Genomic DNA, 21056 nt, shown 5'->3' on the forward strand with positions numbered 1-21056 from the left:
AATAGCGGCTTATAGCCTAATTTAAGAAACGAGGATTTTCCACGACAGACGGTTCCCGAATATTACTCAACCGGGCCGTGTTGCCAAAAAAAGGCAAATGGTCAGAACAGGACAGGTGAGGTTGCCCTGTGCTCAAAAATCGGAAAGTTGTTCACAAAACGAGCAGAAATTAACCAAAAAGTAGCACCCACAAATGAGTAGGCTGAATTTTAACCAAAAATTTTGGCTGCTGCTCCCTGAATCGGATTATTTGTGGGTTTTCGGGCAGGCACTAACTAACAAGGGTCATGGCTTCTAGTGTTGTATCTGTTGAGTAAAAAAGAGCAAAACCTACTTTCTTCTTCCATTGCGTTCTCAGCATGACAAGCCTGATCTGGCGTTTTAAACATTTAGAGTAAACGACTGCTGCCCAAACCTCTTCACCTGTTTCCAGCACACCGGTATAGGTGAATCTACGCAAGTCACTTTCAAAACACACCTTGCCATCGTAAACTTTGGGGCGTCCACGACCTGAATAGGTGCCTGTGTAGAGCCATAGAAGGTCTGCATCGCGCCTCAGCTTACCAACAATTTGAAGCCCTGTTGCGGTAACTGGAGAGACAAACCTTTCTTTGAAATAGTAAGCGTCAACGGCAAGATAGCTAATTCCCATAGATGCAAGTTGTCTGGCCAAGCCTGTGACTTGTTCAGCGTAAAGGTCAACACGACTCTTCCCTGTTTGATCTAACGTCTGGAAAGCCTTTAAAGCAAAAGCAGTATTGGATAACAGCTCAACGACACAAAACAGGGACAGTTCAAGGCCAGACTCAGTACGGCTTGTGCAGCCACGCCAGAACATACCCAGTCCATCAGTGAGTTTGCCGCTTTTGCTCATAAAACGGGCATCCAGCGCGGCAATCAATACGGTTGCCCTTTGGCACAGATCTTTAAGCGTCAGGTGGTTGAACTCAAAGAAATCGAACACTTTGGGATACCAGCGCTGAAACCGCTTCTCACTCATCGGTGAGTATCGACTCATATCGCGAAAATTGGCTTTCCCTTGCACGACAATGAGCGCAGAAAGAAGCTGAGCGATAACTGTCTTCTGAGGCTTTTTGACACTGGACATAGTATTCAGCGTAGTCTTAACTATGGTATCCATGAGAAGCATCTGGGGATAGTTAGACTTTTAAATCTCTCTGATTATCGTTGATGTCTTCTCATGGCGCCAGCTTGGGAAAACTGTCCGCAGTATTGATTTATTAGTACAAAAGAAAAATAGACCGAAATTAGCCTTAGTCAAGTTTATGGGTGTCCTATATATTGTACTGTATACTGTCTGTGCGAATTGGTGAAGGCAATCATCTGCGAGGGATAGGAACTCTTGGCTATACTTGTTCATGGCTTGCTCGGAAGGGAAATATTTACTCTTGTGACTTTTTATAGTCGCTTCTTTCCGAGTAAGCCTTGAATTATCAAGGGCTGCGACCTTAAGTCAGTGCCATTGCTCTATATTTCTCTATATTTTTCGTAGACCAACTTGAAAAGCAAATGGTCATGTACCTAATGCCACGCTAGCTAAAAGATCAAGCCCTTGTAGAGCGGGTTTTCCATCTTGCGAAACCGTTACTGACTCTCCGCCATTGAATTCCCGAACCGTTACAAGCGCGCTGCCATAACGAGAATGTAACTGAGATACCTTTTCGATAATGCCTTCAGCTACAACAGTCTCATGGGTTACGCAGTCAACTGTGGTTCCATCGGGTAATTGCTCGCTGATTGTGGTTGTGGTTGGGGTTGTGGTTGTGGTTGTGGTTGTGGTTGTGGTTGGGGTTGTGATTATTCCGGCATCATCAACGCCAGGATGTTGTTTTGTTACGTGCGTTTTGGCATTGGATGATTGAGAAAACATTTTACCACAAATGTTACAACTGTAGGGTTTCTCTCCGGTATGGATTCTTAAGTGAGTTTTGCGTTCGGAGGCAGTTGTAAACTTTTTATCACATTGAGAACAAGGAAAAGGTTTTACCCCCCCGTGTCTTCTTATTTCGTGTCTTTTGCGAGTCTCATTTGTAGCAAATTTTTCATCACAGTGCTTGCAAGCATAACGCTTTTTTCCCGTATGAAGTATCATGTGAGCTTTAAGATTACTATCGCTAACAAAAGAACTTTCACATTGAGTGCAAACACAAGGTCTTTCTCCTGTGTGTGATCTAATGTGTATGAGGAGTGTGCCTCGTCTATCAAAAGCTTTATTGCATAATTTGCACACATGTTTAGTCATATCGAAGTTCCTTCCAATGGGAGAGCTCCTGTGCCAATTGTAGCCCATCACCCATGAAAAACCACAAAATTTGCACTTTTGTTTAACACTTTTGTACAGTTATTTTTTCGCTATTTCTGTTAGCCACTTCGAGCGGTTTTCTTCAGCAAAATAGTCGTTCAGGGACACGAACCAGTAAAGCCATACAGCACAAAAGCTCAAAAGCGTTAACCGAACGGCAGTTGTTTTTTGATAATAATCTCTAGGGAGAGCTGTATATGATACGGATCTGATATATTAACGTAAATTGACGTCTATAAGGTGAGCTCAGAGTAATAACAATCAGGTGCTACGGAAAATCACGCTCGTCTGACCTTAATCCTTAAACTCCAATGCTACGCTAGCTAAAAGATCAAGCCCTTGTAATTCACTGAGGGCTGAAAGAGCGGGTTTTCCGTCTTGCGAAACCGTTACTGACTCTCCGCCATTGAACCCCCGAACCGTTACAAGCGCGCTGCCATGACGAGAGTGTACCTGAGATACCTTTTCGATAATGCCGTCAGCTACAACAGTCTCATGGGTTACGCAGTGAACTGTGGCTCCATCGGGTAGTTGCTCCCTGGTTGTGGTTGTGGTTGTTGTTGGGGTTGTGATTATTCCGGCATTATCAATGCCAGGATGTTTTGTTGTTACGTGCGATTTGGCATTACCCTCCACATTAAACCTTCTATTACAAACGTTGCAAATGAAAAGTTTGTCTCTGGTATGAATTCTTAAATGATTGGTGAGTCCGGTGGCAGAACTAAACTCTTTACCACATTCAGAACAAGGAAAAAGTTTTCCCTCCGGGTGTACTCTTGATACGTGACCTCGGACATGTTCTCTTCTAACAAATGTTTTACCACAGTATTCGCAACTAAAAGGCCTCTCTCCCGTATGTGTTGTTTTGTGCCTTATAAGGGCACTATGGTCAGCAAAAGCCTTTTCACATTGACGGCAAATATAAGGTTTTTCTCCTGTATGTGTTCTCGTGTGCGTGAGGAGTTGCTCACTTCTGTTGAAAGATTTATCGCATGCTGAACACTGATATTTACCCATGTCGAAGTTACCTCCAGTGGTAGACTCCATTTGTCAATTGTAGTCTATCTCCCCTGAAAACTACAGAGTCTGAACTTTTGTTTAACATTGTTGTCCAGTTAATTTTTCGCTATTTCTGTTAGCGATTTCGAGCCGTATTCTTCAGCAAAATAATCGTTCGGACACGAACCAGTAAAGCCATACAGCACAAAAGCTCAAAAGCTCAAAAGCGTTAACCGAACGGCAGTTGTTTTTTGATAATAATTTTTGAAGTAGAGCTGTATATGATACGGATCTGGTATATTAACGTCATTTGACGTATATTAGATGCGCTCAGAGCTATAACAATCAGATGCTATCGAAAATCACACTCTGACCTTAATCCTTAATCTTTGATGCCACGCTAGCTAAAAGATCAAGCCCTCCTAATTGACTAATGGCTGAAAGAGCGGGTTTTCCATCTTGAGAAACCGTTACTGACTCTCCGCCATTGAATCCCCGAACCGTTACAAGCGCGCTGCCATGACGAGAATGTACCTGAGATACCTTTTCGGTAATGTCGCCAGCTACAACAGTCTCATGGGTTACGCAGTGAACTCTGGTTCCATCGGGTAATTGCTCGCTGGTTGTGGTTGTGGTTGGGGCTGTGATTATTCCGGCATTATCAATGCCAGAATGTTGTGTTGTTACGTGCGATTTGGCATTATGCTCCACTCTAAACCTTCTATTACAAATGTTGCAAATGAAAGGTTTCTCTCCGGTATGGGTTCTAAAATGAATGTTGAGCGCGCGGGAAGAACTAAGCGCTTTACCACATTCAGAACAATGAAAAAGTTTTCTCTCCGGGCGTATCCCCTTGTGTACCCTTAATACGTGATTTCGGGCATTTTCATTTCTAAAAAATCTCATACCACAGTCTTCGCAACTAAAAGGCTTGTCTCCCGTATGTGTTCTTTTGTGCCTTTTAAGGTTACGACGGTCAGCAAAAGTCTTTTCACATTCATCGCACATAAAAGGTTTTTCTCCTGTATGTGTTCTCGTGTGCGTGAGGAGTTGCTCACTGTTGGGGAAAGATTTATCGCATGCTGAACACTGATATTTACCCATGTCGAAGTTACCTCCAGTGGTAGACTCCACTTGTCAATTGTAGTCTATCTCCCCTGAAAACTACAGAGTCTGAACTTTTGTTTAACACTGCTGCCCGGTCAACTTTTTCAACATTGCGTCAGGTTCTGTTGACAGTCTTTTTAGGCGCTGCAACCACAATACAAGCACTCACTTTATTGTCAGTCCCTTGTTTTCCAGCCGGTTAACCGGCAAGATAAAAGACAAGTAGTTACTGATAGTTGCTGACAAACCAATAATAACAGGCACACTGGCATGTTTAATGACGGAGTCTACTCAATCACAGCAAATAAACACGCACGTTTCCAGGCTGCTCTCACTTACCTTGGTCAACCCATCGGTCATGCTGAACTCAAGCACAGTGGCATGTGGTCTGTTTATATTAACGATCTGGATATCTTCAGAGCGTCCCCTCCAAAGCAGCGGGCAGCGGGCAAGTTTATCTCCCTCGGTGCTGCACTATCTGCCTTGTGGGAACAGCGGTTTGATGCGGTAGCAGAGCTTCATACCAAGGCGTTGCCCCAGACTTTCGCCTAGGAGCCTGTCGGGCTTAAGGCAATGTCGGCCTGAAATCCAGAAAGTGCGAGAAAGTGCGAGAAAGTGCGGCCAGAACTTCCGATCAATTTGCTTAAACAGGTCAACTATTCGCACAAATTGATCGAAAATTCTGACTCGCCCTACTGAATTTTATGCTCGAAAGCATAAGCCCGACAGGCTCCTAACAAAAGCCCTTGCCTTGCGCTTTTTACAAAAGATCATGAACAGCTTCTCAGAGATCAGGACTCCTGTTCACGCTGGCGTGCGACTTCCTTCATGCTTAACTTAACGCGGCCACGGCTGTCGATATCCATCACCACCACATCCACCTGCTGATCCATTTTCAGGTAATCACCCACGTTTTCAACACGGTGATCAGCAATCTGAGAAATATGAACCAGACCATCAGTACCCGGCATAATGTTGACAAACGCACCGAAATCGACAATACGAGTAACGGTACCGCTATAGATCTTGCCAATTTCTGCTTCAGCGGTAATACCGTATACACGATCGTACGCCGCCTGGCAGGCTTCCCTGGAATCGGCAAAAATCTTTACCATGCCATCGTCATCAATATCAATAGCCGCGCCTGTTTCTTCACAGATAGAGCGAATGGTTGCACCGCCTTTACCGATCACGTCACGGATTTTGTCCGTATCAATTTTGATCTTCATGGTCATCGGTGCGTTCGGTGAAAGCTCAGTACGGGAGCTGGCAATCACTTTATTCATTTCACCCAGAATGTGGAGGCGTGCCTGAAGAGCCTGCTCCAGGGCAATATCCATAATTTCTTCGGTAATACCGGCAATCTTGATATCCATTTGCAAGGCGGTAATTCCTTCGGCAGTCCCGGCCACTTTAAAGTCCATATCGCCAAGGTGATCCTCATCACCCAGAATATCGGTCAGAACCGCGAATCGCTCCTCTTCTTTCACCAGACCCATGGCTATACCGGCCACTGGCGATTTCAATGGAACACCTGCATCCATCAACGCCAGGCTTGAACCACAGACAGATGCCATGGAGCTGGAACCGTTGGACTCAGTGATTTCAGAGACCACACGAATGGTATATGGAAATGCTTCTTCCGTTGGCAGAACTGCCTGCACGCCACGACGTGCCAAACGCCCATGACCAACCTCACGACGCCCTGGCGCCCCCAAACGACCACACTCACCCACAGAGTATGGAGGAAAGTTGTAGTGCAGCATAAACGGGTCTTTACTTTCACCTTCAAGGGCATCAATCAACTGCGCATCACGAGCAGTACCCAAGGTAGCGGTGACTAACGCCTGGGTTTCACCACGGGTAAACAAAGAAGAACCGTGGGTCTTTGGTAAAACGCCCACTTCCGCATGAATACCACGAACAGTCTTGCTATCACGACCGTCAATGCGTGGCTTGCCTTCCAGGATATTCCCACGTACGACGGTTTTTTCCAGTTTGCTGAACGCCGCGCTAACGTCACCTTCAGCAAACTTGCCTTCTCCTTCGCCAGCGAGTGCAGCAATTGCATCCTGACGCAGTGCATTCAGCCTGGTATTACGATCCTGCTTGACAGTAATCTGGTAAGCCCCGCGAATACCCGCTTCAAACTGTTCCGCCACAGCAGCTTTTACTTCAGTTTTTTCTGGGGCTGGCTCCCAGTCCCAACACGGCTTAGCGCACTCAGCTGCCAGTGCTTTCACTGCATTAATAACAACCTGATACTCTTCATGGGCAAAAAGTACGGCACCGAGCATTTCGTCTTCAGTCAGCTCTTGTGCTTCAGACTCAACCATCAGCACCGCATCAGCCGTCCCGGCGACGACCATATCCAGCTCAGAGACTTTCAGCTTTTCATAAGATGGATTCAGGATATAACCTTCTTCTTCGGTAAAGCCAACACGGGCAGCACCCACAGGACCATCAAAAGGAATACCGGAAATAGCCAGAGCGGCAGATGTCGCCACCATACCCAGAATGTCGGGATCATTTTTCTTGTCCACAGACATCACGGTAATCACCACCTGCACTTCGTTCATAAAGCCTTTCGGAAACAGGGGGCGGATAGGGCGGTCTATCAGACGGGAGGTCAGCGTTTCTTTATCACTGGCCCGGCCCTCACGCTTCATGAAGCCTCCAGGAATACGACCGGCCGCATAGGCTTTTTCCTGGTAGTGAACAGACAGCGGGAAAAAGTCCTGGCCGGGCTTCGCTTCACGGGCACCCACAACGGTAGCCAGCACAGTTGTCTCGCCCATTGTAGCCAATACAGCACCACTGGCCTGACGTGCCACACGCCCGGTTTCCAGGGTGATGGACTTTCCTCCAAATTGGAAGGTTTTGGTTATCGCAGTCACAATAGTTTCCTAAGTCAGTGAGTAAAACAATCATCCGACCAGCATCCCTACTGCCACAGAGATGGATGCAATTCCAAAGGTCGCGGCCTACCCCTTGGAATTGCACCCCTGATTGACAGTCTGCCGATACACAATGATTAGGATTTTATAACGCAAAACACCGCCAGCCACAGGATTGCGGCTCGCGGTGCTTTGACTATCAGCAGCAGCAGAAACTCACCACCGCCGTGTACAGCTGAGTGCTGACTAACGACGCAGACCCAGGCGGCCAATCAGCGTACGGTAACGCTCAACATCCTTGCGCTTCAGGTAATCAAGCAGCCGACGGCGCTGGTTTACCATACGGATCAGACCACGACGAGAGTGGTGATCTTTATGGTTTGCCTTAAAGTGAGACTGCAAACCTTCAATGTTTGCGCTGAGCAGTGCAACTTGCACTTCAGGTGAACCGGTATCGCCTTTAGAGCGACCGAATTCTTTAACAATCTTCACTTTCTTTTCAGCAGTCAAAGCCATGAAACATCTCCAATACAGTATGCGTTAACCAGGGATACTGGTCTTCAAATCGGGCATAACCGTGCACACTAACAGTTAGCCTTCCGCCAAAGTCTCCGTAAACCCGGCAACTCTGGCTACAGTACCATCCAGGAGCCTGTCGGACTTAAGACAAGCTCGAAAGCATAAGTCCGACAGGCTCCTGGAAGCTATCATTCCAGGATGCGGAGTTTATCACTCTATTCGCGTTCTCACCAGTCGCTTTGGCGCAACGCGTCCATCATCCATAATTTCACCCATACCGAGAAAGTAACGACCTGCCTGCTGCCCCTGCAACTCACCATAAAGACGGACCAGTCCATGGGTCGGTGCCCGGGGAACCAGTACCGGCTGCCCCTGTAAGACATAAAAACTGCTGTGCTCACCCAGCATCACCTCAGGCCAGTCGCTAACGGCGGTATCCAACGGTTTTAACAGTGCGTCCAGCGCAGCATTACCGGCGCGATTTCGCTGGCTGGACAGGGCTTTGAGCTGCTCAAGCTGGTCAGCTTCCAGTGAGTCACGACCTGCTTCATCCATTTGCCCGAATAACGCTTCCAAGTCAGTAGCCTGCTCTGCGCTCAAGGCTGCTGAACGCGCATTATTTTTAATCGCTTCCAGCTGCTCCAGGGTATAGGCAGTCTGTTCTTCATAAGGTCCCGCTTTGATTCGGCGCAACTGTGCCACATAGGCCAGGCAACCCAACGCGTGACCAATATCTTCAGCCAGCGCGCGAATGTAGGTGCCCTTTGAGCAGTCTACTTCCAAAACACACTGCGTACCGGTAAAGTCAATCAGCTCAACCCGGTGAATCATCACTGTGCGTGATGGTCGCTCCACTTCAATACCCTCACGTGCCAGCTTATACAACGGCTGACCATTATGTTTGAGGGCAGAGTACATGCTGGGCACCTGCTGAATTTCTCCACGAAACTGTGTCAGTACCGCTTCAATATCAGAGCGGGTCACCTGGACGGGTCGCTTTTCCACCACCTCACCTTCAGCATCGCCTGTCGTGGTTTGCACGCCCAACTGAACAACAGTGCGATAGGATTTATCTGACTCCAGCAAAAAACGGGAAAATTTGGTCGCTTCACCCAGACAAACTGGCAACACGCCTGTTGCCAATGGATCAAGGCTTCCGGTATGACCTGCCTTGGCCGCGCCAAACAACCGCTTCACTTGCTGGAGCACATCGTTGGAGCTGAAGCCTGACATTTTATCGACCACAACAATACCATTAACCGGACGGCCCCGGTTACGTCTTCTGTTTGCCATGCTGTTACTCCCCGCTCTTTTTCTGCTGATCTTTCGCTATGGCACGCTCAATGAGCGAACTCAGGTGCTGACCTCGTCGAAGACTGTTGTCAAAATAAAAACGCAACCGGGGAGTGGCGCGCAACTTCATGGCCCGTGCCAACTGGCTTCGCAGGAAGCCGGCCGCACCGTTTAACACGTTAATGGATTCATCGATTTGTTCCTGACCCTCAACGCCCATGCATGAAACATGAATATCGGCAAAGGCCAGGTCACGGCTGATATCAACGGCACTCACCGTTATCAACCCCAGGCGCGGGTCTTTCATCTCCAACTGAATGATCTGAGCCAGTTCTTTTTGAACTTGTTCAGCCACTCGCTGGGTACGACTGTATTCTTTAGCCATCGGTACTTTCTGTATTACACATCAAACAGCACTGATAAAAATATCAGTGTTCACTGACACCAACCCTGCCTTGTCATGGGCTGTCAAAACAGCGTTGGTATAAACTACAAAAGCCCGCAGGGATAATTATCACTGCGGGCCTTGCCATGAAACAATCAAGAAACCTTGATTACAGTGTACGCTTCACTTCAACGGTCTTGTACACCTCGATCTTGTCACCCGCTTTTACATCGTTGTAGCTCTTAACAGCGATACCGCACTCCATGCCGTTACGGACTTCGTTGACGTCATCCTTATAGCGTCTGAGGGACTCCAGCTCACCTTCGTAAATCACCACATTCTCGCGCAGTACGCGGATACGATCATTACGATAAACAGTCCCTTCAACCACCATACAGCCGGCAACCGCGCCAAACTTCGGTGAACGGAAGACATCACGCACTTCAGCAACACCCACGATGTCTTCACGGGTGTCAGAACCGAGCATACCGCCCAGTGCTTTTTTCACATCATCCACAATGTCATAGATCACACTGTAATAACGCATGTCAAGTTCTTCCGCTTCCACTACCTTACGGGCAGAGGCATCCGCACGCACATTGAAGCCAAAGATGACGGCATTGGAAGCCAGGGCCAGGTTTGCGTCAGTTTCAGTAATACCTCCAACGCCGCCGGAAATCACCTTCACTTCCACTTCTTCGTTACCCTGCTCCTGCAGCGAAGAAGCCAGCGCTTCAAGGGAGCCACGAACGTCAGCCTTCAGAACGATATTCAGGACTTTCTTCTCCGTAGAACCCATGCCGGAGAAGACATTTTCCAGTTTGGCCGCTTGCTGGCGAGCCAGTTTCACCTCACGGAATTTACCCTGACGGAACATGGCGATTTCACGGGCTTTTCGCTCGTCCTTCACAGCCTGCATTTCATCACCCGCATCGGGTGTACCATCCAGACCCAGAATCTCAACCGGGATAGAGGGTCCAGCTTCCTCAATGGCCTTGCCATTTTCGTCCAGCATGGCACGCACACGACCGTACTGCTGGCCCACCAGAATGTTGTCACCCTGCTTCAGCTTACCGCTTTGTACCAAAATCGTAGCCACAGGACCGCGACCACGATCGAGGCGTGACTCCACCACAACACCTCGAGCCGGACCATCATCAACGGCTTTCAGCTCCAGGACTTCAGCTTGCAGCAAAACGGCTTCCAACAGGGCATCCACACCTTCACCGGTCAATGCGGAGACAGGCGCAAACTGGGTATCCCCCCCCCACTCTTCGGGGATAACGTCACGGGCAGATAGCTCATTCTTTACCCGATCAGGATCAGCTTCTGGCTTATCCATCTTGTTCACCGCAACAACAATGGGTACCCCCGCTGCTTTTGCATGCTGAACAGCTTCTTCAGTCTGAGGCATAACACCATCATCGGCAGCAACCACCAGAATAACGATATCCGTTGCCTGGGCACCACGGGCACGCATCGCGGTAAATGCCGCGTGACCGGGCGTATCCAGAAAGGAGACTATGCCCCGTGGGGTTTTCACGTGGTAAGCGCCAATATGCTGGGTAATACCGCCCGCTTCACCCGCTTGTACACGGCTCTTGCGGATATAATCAAGCAAAGAGGTCTTACCGTGGTCAACGTGTCCCATAACGGTCACGACCGGCGCACGAAGCTTCTCTTCACCATGGAAATCTGCTGCCGCATCTTCAACCAGCGCGTCCTCAATCGCATCTGCCTTGGTTAGTTTGAATTTGTGCCCCATCTCTTCAACCACGATAGATGCCGTATCCTGGTCGATTACCTGGTTGATGGTGACCATTGAACCCATCTTGAACATGGTTTTAATCACGTCAGCCGCTTTAACCGCCATCTTCTGCGCCAGCTCACCCACAGTCACAGTCTCGGGAATAGAGACCTCGCGCACCACAGGTGCCGTCGGCTTGGTAAAGCCATGGGCTGACATGGAATCCGGTGTCACGGTTCTTTGTGCACGACGGTTATTACTGCCGCGACGACCTGATTCACGACCACCTTCACGACCGCTACCACGACGCTCACCGCGGCGTGGGCGATCTTCCAGATCTTTACGGTCTTTACCTTTAGCCCGCTTGTTACGGCTCTTACGACCATCTTCAGACGGAGGCGGTGGTGCATCTGTGGCTACAACCGGACCACGGCCGCTGGCCTCATCACGACGCGGCGGGCGGGAGCCGCTATCACGGTATGACGGACGGGCATCACCCTCTCGACGGGCCGGACGCGCATCACCACCGCGGCGCGCTGGGCGATCACCTTCGCGGCGAGAACGGGTGTCACTGTCACGGCGAGAAGCGGTATCACTGTCACGGCGAGAAGCGGTATCACTGTCACGGCGAGAAGTGGTGTCACTATCACCGCGCGTATCAGCTACTTTGCCATCACGACCACGACGGTTATTTGTCTGCGCCTCATCTTTCTTAACGTAAGTCCGCTTCTTACGCACTTCAACGTTAACAACCTTGCTCTTGCCAGTGCTGCCAGCTACCTTCATTTGCTGAACAGTACTTCGCTTCAGCGTCACCTTACCTGCTGCCGATGAGCGATCATTGCTGCCATGGGTGTTTTTCAGGTGTGTCAGCAACTGGTGTTTTTCCGCATCCGATACTGACTGGCCACCTTTTGTCTGTGGCAAGCCGGCATCCTGCATCTGTTTTAACAACCGCTCGACGGGGGCACCGACCACTGCTGCGAGCTGTTCTACGGTTACTTCTGCCATTAACGCTTCTCCTCTCGGTGACCCACTCAGTTACCTGCTTCTTCAAACCAGGGTTTACGCGCGGTCATAATCAACTCACCCGCCTGCTTTTCATCAACACCTTCTATATCCAGAAGTTCATCGACAGACTGCTCAGCCAGATCTTCCATTGTTAATACACCGCGACTGGCAAGTTCATAAGCCAGCTGCTGATTCATGCCTTCCATACTCAGCAAATCCTCAGCCGGCTGGGCACCTTCGAGTTTTTCTTCCTGAGCTATGGCTTGAGTGAGCAGTTTGTCTTTGGCTCGAGTCTGTAACTCATTAGCCAATTTTTCATCCATACCGTCGATTTCAAGCACTTCTTCAACGGGTACATAAGCAATTTCTTCCAGACTGGTGAACCCGGCAGTAAACAGCTGTTTTGCCAGTTCACTATCAAGGCCCAGCGTATCGACAAATTTCTGAACAGCTTTGCCTGCTTCTTTCTGCTGCTTCTCAGCAGCATCGCTTTCAGTCATCACGTTCAGGTTCCAGCCGGTCAACTCACTGGCCAGTCGAACGTTTTGCCCATTGCGGCCAATAGCCTGAGCCAGATTGTCTTCTGCCACCGCGATGTCCATGGAACTGGACTCTTCGTCTACTACAATGGAAGCCACTTCAGCAGGCTGCATGGCATTGACAACATACTGCACCGGGTTTTCATCCCAGAGCACAATATCCACACGCTCATTGGCCAACTCACCGGATACAGCCTGGACACGCGCGCCGCGCATACCGACACAGGCGCCCACAGGGTCAATACGCCCGTCATTCGTCTTTACGGCGATTTTTGAACGCAGCCCCGGATCACGGGCAGCCCCTTTAATCTCAATCACTTCCTCAGAGATTTCCGGTACTTCAATACGGAACAGCTCAACCAGCATTTCCGGGCAGGTTCGCGACAGCATCAGCTGAGGGCCACGGCCTTCGGTGGAGATTTCATTCAGGTGCGCCCGAACACGCGTCCCCACCCTGAAGTTTTCACGAGGCAGCATTTGATCTTTGCGCATCACAGCTTCAGCATTATTACCCAAATCAATAATAATGCTTTCACGGGTGGTCTTCTTCACTGTCCCTGAAATCAACTCGCCCAGGCGATCACGGTAAGCCTCCACCATTTGCAGGCGCTCTGCCTCACGCACTTTCTGAACAATGACCTGTTTGGCCGTTTGTGCCGCAATACGACCAAAACCGACAGACTCAACTTCCTCTTCCCAGATACCACCAATCTTGATGCTTTCATCTTTTTCCTGACCTTCGTCAAGCGTCAAGTGCATACCGGGAAATTCGAAATCCTCATCAGCCACAACCGTCCAGCGACGAAACGTCTCGTATTCTCCAGTATGTCGATCAATAGCAACGCGAATATCGACCTCAGTTTCGTAACGTTTTTTGGTTGCCGTTGCCAGCGCTATTTCCATGGCCTCGAAGATCACTTCGGGCGGCACACCTTTTTCATTGGATACGGACTCTACGACCAACAGAATCTCTTTACTCATGCTCTGCCTCGCCTATGCTTATGCCAACACTTCTCTGGCCGCAAACCGGCACTCGCCGACCTGAATGGTTCAAAACCTGCCCATAGCTTTTTATATAAAAAGCCATGAACAGGTTCTTATATTAAATACTCTCTCCCCTGATTTTCTCAGAACCGGGGAATCACCTGCGCCTTCTCAATACTCTCAATGGGCAGAAGAAGCTCATGACCATCCGTTTCAATCACTACATCCTGACCTTCAATGCCTTTGATCAGGCCACGGTATTTTCGGCGACCTTCAAACGGTATACGTAACCGCAGCGCCACTTCTGAGCCCTTCCACGCGTCATAGTGCTCCAGCCTGAACAACAGACGATCCACGCCAGGAGAAGATACCTCCAGGGTATACTCTCCGCTAATGGGGTCTTCAACATCCAACAGGCTGCTGAGCTGGCGACTGATTTTCTCACAGTCTTCCAGAGAAACACCATTATCACTGTCAATATAAATACGGAGCAGCGAACGACGGCCCTGAGAGTGAAATTCTATACCCCAAAGACAATAGTCGAGCGACGTCACGATCGGCTCTACCAAGGCCTCTAGCTGCGACTCTTTACCTGCCACGACTGAAACACCTGTACACGCGACCCATAATGCACAGTTTTCAACGCTACGGTGAAAAGACTGCGCACAGAATCTAAAAACAAAAAAAGGGCTATAAAAGCCCTGTGCTGAGCGTAGCAAGTGTTTGACAACAACAAGCCACACTGAGAAGGCCTTAAAATAAGACCTCCCTTTAATAATGCGCCACCAGCACCAGCTCTATTGAATATGCACATTAAGGTCGCAATAGAGCCTAATAAAAAACCCCACTATAGGGGGTATAAGGTGGTAGCGGGGGCTGGATTTGAACCAACGACCTTCGGGTTATGAGCCCGACGAGCTACCAAGCTGCTCCACCCCGCATCATAACCTCTATCCAGTATAACGAGACAATGTTTGACCAACAACATTTTTAGTTACTGATCAGTATATTAAAACAGGAAGCCAACTTTCTGATGCCAAAGGTGGACTTGGAAATATTTACATAACAACAACTTATATCGCTTTTTTGGTGAAACAGTGACAACCCTGAACCCAAAATGTACCTGTACCTTTATACCGGAGGCCATACTACACACAGGAATGATTAGTTTCAAGCGTTATTCTTAGCATCCTCACCACCGCCGTAAAACACGCCGTAAAAGGCTGTCGCAGATCACCCCTTACCAATAACGGGATAAGCCTTATTCGACAACCCGCTCTGCCTTTCGCACTGTTAAGAAATATGCGCAAAAAGCGGAGGTATTTTTTACTTTTCCTGCCCGATAGCGTAATCGTAAGCAAACGCCTCTCAGGAAAAGAGTACCAACAATAGCCTGTGCCGCAAGCCGCCCTTACATCACCCCATTCAATCTGAATTCAGCATCTGAGCACTTTTAACTTGCTGCCCGTGCTGAATGGGACTCAAAAAACCATCAAACACAGCCCTATGGACTAAACTCTCAAAAAACCTACTCGCCCTTAACAGAACAGAGTGATTGTATGGGAAACTTTAACTGTCCATTCTGTCCAAAGAGTTTTAACCATCAAGCCCTGTTTAAAAGACACCTATTAACCCATACCGGAGAAAAGCCTTTTACATGCGATACCTGCGGGAGGGGGTTCAACCAAAAGTCTTCTCTAAAGAGACACGAACTACTCCATACCAATGAAAAGCCCTTTAAATGCGATGTCTGTCTCAAGGGCTTTACAGAGAGAAGTAAACTTACCAAACACATGATAGTACATACAGAAGACAGGCCCTTTAGATGCGATACCTGCGGCAAACGCTTTAAGGCAAAAGAATATCTCAAACAACACGCAAAGTCTCATAACAAAACGCGCCGTAGTCAATATTGCCCTATCTGTAACATAGAGTATTTTGTCAGCGACGACACTCTCCGCTATCACATAGAACAAGACCACCCCGGCATCCCGTGGCCTCAATCAGCCATTCGTACAGAGGAAATCCCCGGCGTTGGGAGGGTCAGCTGCGTTACTCATACATTTACGACGCCAACGGGTGTCGTCACCGCTTCGTCAATGATCAGCTCCCCTTTTGGGAACGTCGTGTATACTCAAACAACAAGTACAGCCACAAGGACAAGCACAAGGACAAGCACAAGCACAAGTACAGGCACAAGCACAAGCACAAGCACAAGCACAACCACTACTCAAGCCCATTACCCGTTAGAAACAGCAACGATTGGGCAAAGCTCAGATTCTTTTTCATTGCCCGCCAACCCAATAAGTGATGACCTTGATCTCTACAAGATACTGGATGAAAAGGACAAGGATTTCGCTCAATGGCGATTTGACCCCAATGCTTCCGATTAACGGTTAAGTACATGACCAAATGAAAACATATATTTTCTTGCTGGCAGGCCTTGCAAGGACTGTAGGCCAACTTGAAAAGCAAATGGTCATGTACTTATACCTACAACCCGTTTTTCTTTTCTCGAACGAGACCATAACTTACCTCTAAATGTTACCGTCCGGTTAAGAAAACCAAGCATAATTGAGCAAAATTCGGCCAAAAAATGGTTTTTATCTATTCCATACTCTGGCGTAAGCCAATAACCTATGGTACGGGACAAAACCTTCATAGACCAATAACACCATAATGATGGCAGGAAAATCTTCAAAACTTATCAATTCTGAGAACACATAAACAATCCAATCAATTGTTACAAAAACTGTACATTTTATTTGTCTTTCCTTTCTTATTATGAATTTCACCGACTATTATAGATCTGGCAATTCAAAAAACTGGCTAGCTGTAATTAATTATTTAGCTCATCATCTTTATGATGCATAAAAGATTACACAGCATAGCCACTTAAACATATTAAGTCCTGATTATGTTATTATGCATTAGGGGTATTTTTCTATGAAGCATCTTTTTCACCTGATGGTTTTATATACTTTTTCATTGAATATATATGCTGCAAAACTTATTGTTTCTTCCAGCATGCCAGGCCATGGGCTTGGTGATTATCTATATGCGAAAAAACTGTTTGATATGCTGCCTGATAAAGAAAACGATAAAGCACTGATCCTTTCTGGAACATTTGAAGAAAAAGAACATCTTGAAAAGATATTAACCATTGATGAGCTATAAAAACCAAATTTTATTTGGGCTGATGTATTTGTCAGCAAACGGGGTGTTCGAATATTTAATGCAGATACAATCGAACAACAATTATCCAATCTTTTTAAACATGACAAAATAGATGTTTTTTATGTAGCTATATCAATAAATGATGATATTCAAGAATCCTGTACTTTATTACATGAACTGTTAAAAAAAAATGAATTAAATAATTATAATTTTATTGGTGAAATGCAATATGGATTGCCATCAAAAGCCAACGCTATAAAGTCATTCAAAACCATCTTATCGGGCCTTGCCGGTTCAGAGAACATGGAAGGGCTCAATCAATATCGCCGCTGGCTAACTGATACAGCTCACACTCCATCTTTTGTTGATAAATTACTCTCCCTTGGACATTGTTTGCCCATCTCTTGGTCCGTATCGCATTTTGGGGATGAATCTACTCAAAGACGTTTTAACAATATTAAAAATTCCGGGGAATCCGTAAAACAAATATCGAAAAAAAGACAAGACTGTATGCACTTTGGACTTTTTAATAAAAAAAATAAGCGGATTGGTTTTTTGATAGAAGACCTGAAAAAAGATAGTGATAAACGCGAATTAGCAAATAAACTAATAGAAGAAGAAAAAGACCACCCCTGGTTTTTAAAAGAGCTGACAAAAAAAGAATATATGGAAGATCAGGAGCAATGGTTAATAGAAGGGGATTTCTTTTTAGGCTATATGCAAACTAATTTTTCTTTGATTGACTATATTGCATCAACAGTAAAAATAAATAAAAGTGATGATTTAACGTATATCATCAGTTCAACTGCGTTCATGATTTTTGGAGAAGATTTCCTTATTGAAAATACATCTGAAAAAACAAGAGAGCTAGAAAGATTGCTTTACCATATTGCTAAAGACAATGGTTTTAAAAAAGTAATATACAGAAATTCTGACATGGCCAGAACCTTAAGCTTTGACGTGGCTGATGCTAAATCTGACATAACCAAAACCTTAAGCCCTGACGGGGCTGACGATAAACCTGACAGAGTGATGACTATTTTAAATCCTTTCCCATTAAAAAACAGTTCATTTTTATTGTTAATGCAACTTTCAAAATTTGATGTCGTTGGCTGCACGGGTGATCAAAGTTTTTATGAAGCTATAAATACAGGAAAAATTCCTCTGCATGAAAACGTGCCTCACTTATTTAAATTCCATAAAAAACTATCAAAAGAGGCAAAAAAACTAGGGCTAAATACACTGGCTAATTTTTTCAAAACGTTGCGAGCCGATGAAAAAAGTGAGTACTTGAACAGCATTGAAATAAAAGCCGAATGGGATACATTCAGGAACCATTTGTTTAAAAACCACAATGCTACCAATTACCTTACTGAGTGGTTTGGTCAGTAAATACCATCAAATATCGATGTAATGCACTATTTCTGATCATCTTAGGGTAGCGGCAATTTTCTGCGTTTGCCGGTTAAGGATACGCCTTTGGCTTCATCGCCACCTTAAACTTGTCGCTTTTTTAGGTTTTCTTTCAGACTGGTCGGATGACAAATACAGTATGGCATTCAACAAAATTATCCGATAAAAAGGGTAGCTCAAAGTGAAAAAAAGAAAAACCAGGCATGCGCAAGCAAACCTGTAGGGGCAATAAGGGGCCAGCAGCCTGTCGGACTTAAGACAATTTCGGCCTAAAATCCAGAAAGGCCAGAATTTCCCATCAATTTGCTTAAACAGGTCAACTATTCGCACAAATTGATCGAAAATTCTGACTCGCCCTACTGAATTTTATGCTCGAAAGCATAAGTCCGACAGGCTCCTAGGTAGAATTAACGTGAAAAAAAACGCCATAAGAAATGTGTTTTCTTATGGCGTTTTTTCTTTGGTGCCGAAGGGGGGACTTGAACCCCCACGCGCATAGCGCACCACCCCCTCAAGATGGCGTGTCTACCAATTCCACCACTTCGGCTATATCACCGGCAAACCCACTTAACACAGCATTAACCTATTGATTCTCAGCAGGTTTTTCGCCAGCTTGTTTGCTTTCAACGGGTGTGGACTTTATCACAGGCGCATCAATATCGACAGCATTTTTTTCAGAAGATATTGGCGCGTCACCGCTAGGCACAGGCTGCTCAACCTCAACAGGCACACCAGCGTTGCGAACCACATCAACTTTGTCCCTCGCCATCATCGCCAGGCCAAAGCTGGTCAGAAAAAACAGCGTTGCCAATGCCGCTGTGGTGCGACTTAAAAAGCTGGCAGACCCCTGAGAACCAAACACTGTCTGTGAAGCCCCGGCACCAAAACTGGCACCCGCCTCAGCACCTTTACCCTGCTGAATCAGAATAAGTCCAATGACAGCAGCCGCAACTAGAACATGAATAATAAGAACTATGGTTTCCATCACTATCCCGCAGCGTGACAAATCGCTTTAAAATCTTCAGCGACCAACGAAGCACCACCAATCAGACCGCCATCGACATCTGGTTGTGCCACTAATTCCGCAGCATTTGCCGCCTTCATGCTGCCACCGTATAGAATGCGTGTCTTTTGAGCCACTTCTTCACTGGTGCGCGACAGCAACCCACGAATGGCCGCATGTACCTCCTGAGCCTGCTCAGGCGTCGCAGTCAACCCTGTACCTATCGCCCAGACTGGCTCATAGGCAATAACAAAATCACTCAGACGCTCAATACCCGCCTTCTCAATAACGCAATCGATCTGGGCAGCAACCACCTTCATGGTATCACCCCGCTGGCGCTCTTCAAGACTTTCACCCACACAAAGAACCGGGGTAATACCCTGATCAACCAAACAGCAAAACTTGGCAGCAACGTCCTGGTCTGTTTCTTTATACAGCGTCCGACGCTCAGAGTGGCCAATAATGGCGTACTCACAGCCTAAATCTTTTGCCATCAATGGTGAGGTTTCCCCCGTATAGGCACCTTTCGTTTCAGCAGCAACATTCTGCAAGCCCCACTTCACCCCTGTACCCCTGAGGATATCGCGAACTTGCTGAATATAAATAGCAGGCGGACACACCAGCACTTCGGCCTTTGACTCCAGGCCGGAAATAACACCATCTAGAAGCTCTGAAATACTTTGGGAAGAACCATTCATCTTCCAGTTTCCAGCTATCAGAGGCTGACGCATTGGAATGCCCTCATTACCCTTTGCAAGCCGGGTATCATACCTGAGCCCTTCATCTCAAACAATAACCGCAGAATAAATAGTTCAGGGGCTGCTCTCCCTTGTGCCCTGAAAGAACTCTGGTGAAGGCGCAAAGCAGACCTTCCTCTTCCCGACTTAAAAGAAACTGCCCTACTTTTTGACATCCTCCCCGACATAAATGAGGCCATCAATACAACTTCGCAATTTGCCAACTCCATTGCCTATTCGGTATCACCATGGTGATGCCATAAACAAATCAAAGAAGCCGGTTTTGTTCGTTAAACAGTGGGCTATTGAGCTTAACATCAACCTTTTTCCCTGCGTTTCTGTTGATCCTCGCTCAGCATCGAAAGGTGACTCACCAAATCAATTTCGTACTCCACCTGGCCTGAAGGGGTATTAACCAATACGACATCTCCCTCTTCCTTGCCAATCATCGCCCTGGCAATAGGCGAGTTTACCGAGATTTTACTGGCTTTGATACTGGCTTCATCATCACCAACGATGGTATAGGTGACTTTCTCGTCAGTATCAAGGTTAAGCAGCTCCACAGTAACCCCAAAAATAACCTTACCCGTTTTTTCAATAGCAGTAATATCAATCACCTGGGCATCTGCCAGTTTGGCTTCGATATCATTGATACGAGCTTCCACCAACCCCTGCTGTTCACGGGCAGCGTGATATTCAGCATTTTCTTTTAAATCGCCCAACTCACGCGCTTCAGCAATAGCTGCGGATATACGGGGGCGCTCAACCCCTTTTAACTGTTTGAGTTCTTCGCGCAGCGCCTTTTCGCCTGCGACGGTCATCGGATATCGGTTCATTCTTTTACCCTGGTGAAAGCCCTGCTATCGTATGGGATGGCAGGACCTATGGACTGCTCTTATTTCTCGATAGATAGCAGCAGGCA

General features: G+C 47.1%; 18 protein-coding genes, 2 tRNA genes and 2 pseudogenes. 4 read left to right on the forward strand and 18 right to left on the reverse strand.

The window, feature by feature from the left end:
• Positions 1-271: 271 nt before the first annotated feature.
• The 6 genes and pseudogenes from V4C51_RS00460 to V4C51_RS17810 all read right to left on the reverse strand — a co-directional run.
• A complete protein-coding gene (locus V4C51_RS00460) occupies positions 272-1141 on the reverse strand; it encodes a hypothetical protein (protein ID WP_330924093.1) in 870 nt (289 codons plus the stop codon).
• A gap of 393 nt (positions 1142-1534) precedes the next feature.
• On the reverse strand, positions 1535-1891 hold the full coding sequence (locus tag V4C51_RS00465; RefSeq protein ID WP_330924095.1) for a hypothetical protein: 357 nt from the start codon (positions 1889-1891) through the stop codon (positions 1535-1537).
• 726 nt (positions 1892-2617) lie between these two features.
• A complete protein-coding gene (locus tag V4C51_RS00470) occupies positions 2618-2959 on the reverse strand; it encodes a hypothetical protein (protein WP_330924097.1) in 342 nt (113 codons plus the stop codon).
• Positions 2960-3013: 54 nt separating this feature from the next.
• Positions 3014-3370 (reverse strand): annotated as a pseudogene (locus tag V4C51_RS17805) (C2H2-type zinc finger protein); the annotation flags it as partial.
• 327 nt (positions 3371-3697) lie between these two features.
• Entirely contained in the window at positions 3698-4330 is a 633-nt protein-coding gene (locus tag V4C51_RS00475) for a C2H2-type zinc finger protein (RefSeq protein WP_330924099.1), read from the reverse strand.
• A 24-nt stretch (positions 4331-4354) separates the two neighbouring features.
• Positions 4355-4426 (reverse strand): annotated as a pseudogene (locus V4C51_RS17810) (C2H2-type zinc finger protein); the annotation flags it as partial.
• A 273-nt stretch (positions 4427-4699) separates the two neighbouring features.
• On the opposite strand from V4C51_RS17810, the gene V4C51_RS00480 reads away from it, so the two are divergent.
• Positions 4700-4981: a hypothetical protein gene (locus tag V4C51_RS00480; protein WP_330924101.1), complete on the forward strand. Its 282-nt coding sequence runs from the start codon at positions 4700-4702 to the stop codon at positions 4979-4981.
• Between the two features lie 239 nt (positions 4982-5220).
• On the opposite strand, the gene pnp is transcribed toward V4C51_RS00480, so the two are convergent.
• The 8 genes from pnp to V4C51_RS00520 all read right to left on the reverse strand — a co-directional run bounded on the left by pnp (position 5221) and on the right by V4C51_RS00520 (position 14745).
• Complete coding sequence (gene pnp, locus V4C51_RS00485) at positions 5221-7326, reverse strand: polyribonucleotide nucleotidyltransferase (protein WP_330924103.1); 2106 nt, start codon at positions 7324-7326, stop codon at positions 5221-5223.
• Positions 7327-7572: 246 nt separating this feature from the next.
• The gene (gene rpsO, locus V4C51_RS00490) at positions 7573-7842 is read right to left on the reverse strand and encodes a 30S ribosomal protein S15 (protein WP_330924105.1); all 270 of its coding nucleotides are present in this window, start codon (positions 7840-7842) and stop codon (positions 7573-7575) included.
• A 213-nt stretch (positions 7843-8055) separates the two neighbouring features.
• Positions 8056-9138, reverse strand: coding sequence for a tRNA pseudouridine(55) synthase TruB (gene truB / locus V4C51_RS00495; protein ID WP_330924108.1), 1083 nt, complete (start codon positions 9136-9138; stop codon positions 8056-8058).
• Positions 9139-9142: 4 nt separating this feature from the next.
• On the reverse strand, positions 9143-9523 hold the full coding sequence (gene rbfA / locus V4C51_RS00500; protein WP_330924110.1) for a 30S ribosome-binding factor RbfA: 381 nt from the start codon (positions 9521-9523) through the stop codon (positions 9143-9145).
• Positions 9524-9692: 169 nt separating this feature from the next.
• Positions 9693-12281 (reverse strand): translation initiation factor IF-2, encoded by a 2589-nt coding sequence (gene infB, locus V4C51_RS00505; protein WP_330924112.1) that lies wholly within the window; start codon positions 12279-12281, stop codon positions 9693-9695.
• Positions 12282-12307: 26 nt separating this feature from the next.
• Entirely contained in the window at positions 12308-13801 is a 1494-nt protein-coding gene (gene nusA / locus V4C51_RS00510; protein ID WP_330924114.1) for a transcription termination factor NusA, read from the reverse strand.
• Positions 13802-13947: 146 nt separating this feature from the next.
• The gene (gene rimP, locus V4C51_RS00515; protein WP_330924116.1) at positions 13948-14403 is read right to left on the reverse strand and encodes a ribosome maturation factor RimP; all 456 of its coding nucleotides are present in this window, start codon (positions 14401-14403) and stop codon (positions 13948-13950) included.
• A gap of 265 nt (positions 14404-14668) precedes the next feature.
• A tRNA-Met gene (locus tag V4C51_RS00520) sits at positions 14669-14745 on the reverse strand.
• A gap of 852 nt (positions 14746-15597) precedes the next feature.
• Between V4C51_RS00520 and V4C51_RS00525 the strand changes: the two genes are divergently transcribed.
• The 3 genes from V4C51_RS00525 (at position 15598) to V4C51_RS00535 (ending at position 18373) form a co-directional block, all read left to right on the forward strand.
• Entirely contained in the window at positions 15598-16197 is a 600-nt protein-coding gene (locus V4C51_RS00525) for a C2H2-type zinc finger protein (protein WP_330924118.1), read from the forward strand.
• 553 nt (positions 16198-16750) lie between these two features.
• Entirely contained in the window at positions 16751-16981 is a 231-nt protein-coding gene (locus tag V4C51_RS00530) for a hypothetical protein (RefSeq protein ID WP_330924120.1), read from the forward strand.
• A gap of 222 nt (positions 16982-17203) precedes the next feature.
• Positions 17204-18373 carry a hypothetical protein gene (locus tag V4C51_RS00535; protein WP_330924122.1) on the forward strand — a complete coding sequence of 390 codons (1170 nt, stop codon included), beginning with the start codon at positions 17204-17206 and terminating at the stop codon, positions 18371-18373.
• A 482-nt stretch (positions 18374-18855) separates the two neighbouring features.
• On the opposite strand, the gene V4C51_RS00540 is transcribed toward V4C51_RS00535, so the two are convergent.
• From V4C51_RS00540 to greA, 4 genes are all read right to left on the reverse strand, one after another.
• Positions 18856-18941: transfer RNA gene (locus tag V4C51_RS00540), tRNA-Leu, on the reverse strand.
• Positions 18942-18977: 36 nt separating this feature from the next.
• Positions 18978-19379 (reverse strand): preprotein translocase subunit SecG, encoded by a 402-nt coding sequence (secG, locus tag V4C51_RS00545; protein WP_330924124.1) that lies wholly within the window; start codon positions 19377-19379, stop codon positions 18978-18980.
• Between the two features lie 2 nt (positions 19380-19381).
• Positions 19382-20128 carry a triose-phosphate isomerase gene (tpiA, locus tag V4C51_RS00550; protein WP_330924126.1) on the reverse strand — a complete coding sequence of 249 codons (747 nt, stop codon included), beginning with the start codon at positions 20126-20128 and terminating at the stop codon, positions 19382-19384.
• Between the two features lie 323 nt (positions 20129-20451).
• Complete coding sequence (gene greA / locus V4C51_RS00555; protein ID WP_330924128.1) at positions 20452-20970, reverse strand: transcription elongation factor GreA; 519 nt, start codon at positions 20968-20970, stop codon at positions 20452-20454.
• Positions 20971-21056: the final 86 nt, after the last annotated feature.

Origin of the sequence: Candidatus Sororendozoicomonas aggregata (genome assembly GCF_031528575.1) — a bacterium.
GTDB lineage: Bacteria > Pseudomonadota > Gammaproteobacteria > Pseudomonadales > Endozoicomonadaceae > Endonucleibacter > Endonucleibacter aggregata.

Coding starts and splice junctions, on each gene's coding strand:
- rbfA (WP_330924110.1), bottom strand. CDS start 9,523: ATGGCTAAAGAATACAGTCGTACCCAGCGAGTGGCTGAACAAGTTCAA.
- infB (WP_330924112.1), bottom strand. CDS start 12,281: ATGGCAGAAGTAACCGTAGAACAGCTCGCAGCAGTGGTCGGTGCCCCC.
- truB (WP_330924108.1), bottom strand. CDS start 9,138: ATGGCAAACAGAAGACGTAACCGGGGCCGTCCGGTTAATGGTATTGTT.
- V4C51_RS00480 (WP_330924101.1), top strand. CDS start 4,700: ATGTTTAATGACGGAGTCTACTCAATCACAGCAAATAAACACGCACGT.
- greA (WP_330924128.1), bottom strand. CDS start 20,970: ATGAACCGATATCCGATGACCGTCGCAGGCGAAAAGGCGCTGCGCGAA.
- V4C51_RS00535 (WP_330924122.1), top strand. CDS start 17,204: ATGCAATATGGATTGCCATCAAAAGCCAACGCTATAAAGTCATTCAAA.
- V4C51_RS00465 (WP_330924095.1), bottom strand. CDS start 1,891: ATGTTTTCTCAATCATCCAATGCCAAAACGCACGTAACAAAACAACAT.
- nusA (WP_330924114.1), bottom strand. CDS start 13,801: ATGAGTAAAGAGATTCTGTTGGTCGTAGAGTCCGTATCCAATGAAAAA.
- tpiA (WP_330924126.1), bottom strand. CDS start 20,128: ATGCGTCAGCCTCTGATAGCTGGAAACTGGAAGATGAATGGTTCTTCC.
- V4C51_RS00475 (WP_330924099.1), bottom strand. CDS start 4,330: ATGTGCGATGAATGTGAAAAGACTTTTGCTGACCGTCGTAACCTTAAA.
- V4C51_RS00530 (WP_330924120.1), top strand. CDS start 16,751: ATGAAGCATCTTTTTCACCTGATGGTTTTATATACTTTTTCATTGAAT.
- V4C51_RS00525 (WP_330924118.1), top strand. CDS start 15,598: ATGATAGTACATACAGAAGACAGGCCCTTTAGATGCGATACCTGCGGC.
- secG (WP_330924124.1), bottom strand. CDS start 19,379: ATGGAAACCATAGTTCTTATTATTCATGTTCTAGTTGCGGCTGCTGTC.
- V4C51_RS00460 (WP_330924093.1), bottom strand. CDS start 1,141: ATGGATACCATAGTTAAGACTACGCTGAATACTATGTCCAGTGTCAAA.
- rpsO (WP_330924105.1), bottom strand. CDS start 7,842: ATGGCTTTGACTGCTGAAAAGAAAGTGAAGATTGTTAAAGAATTCGGT.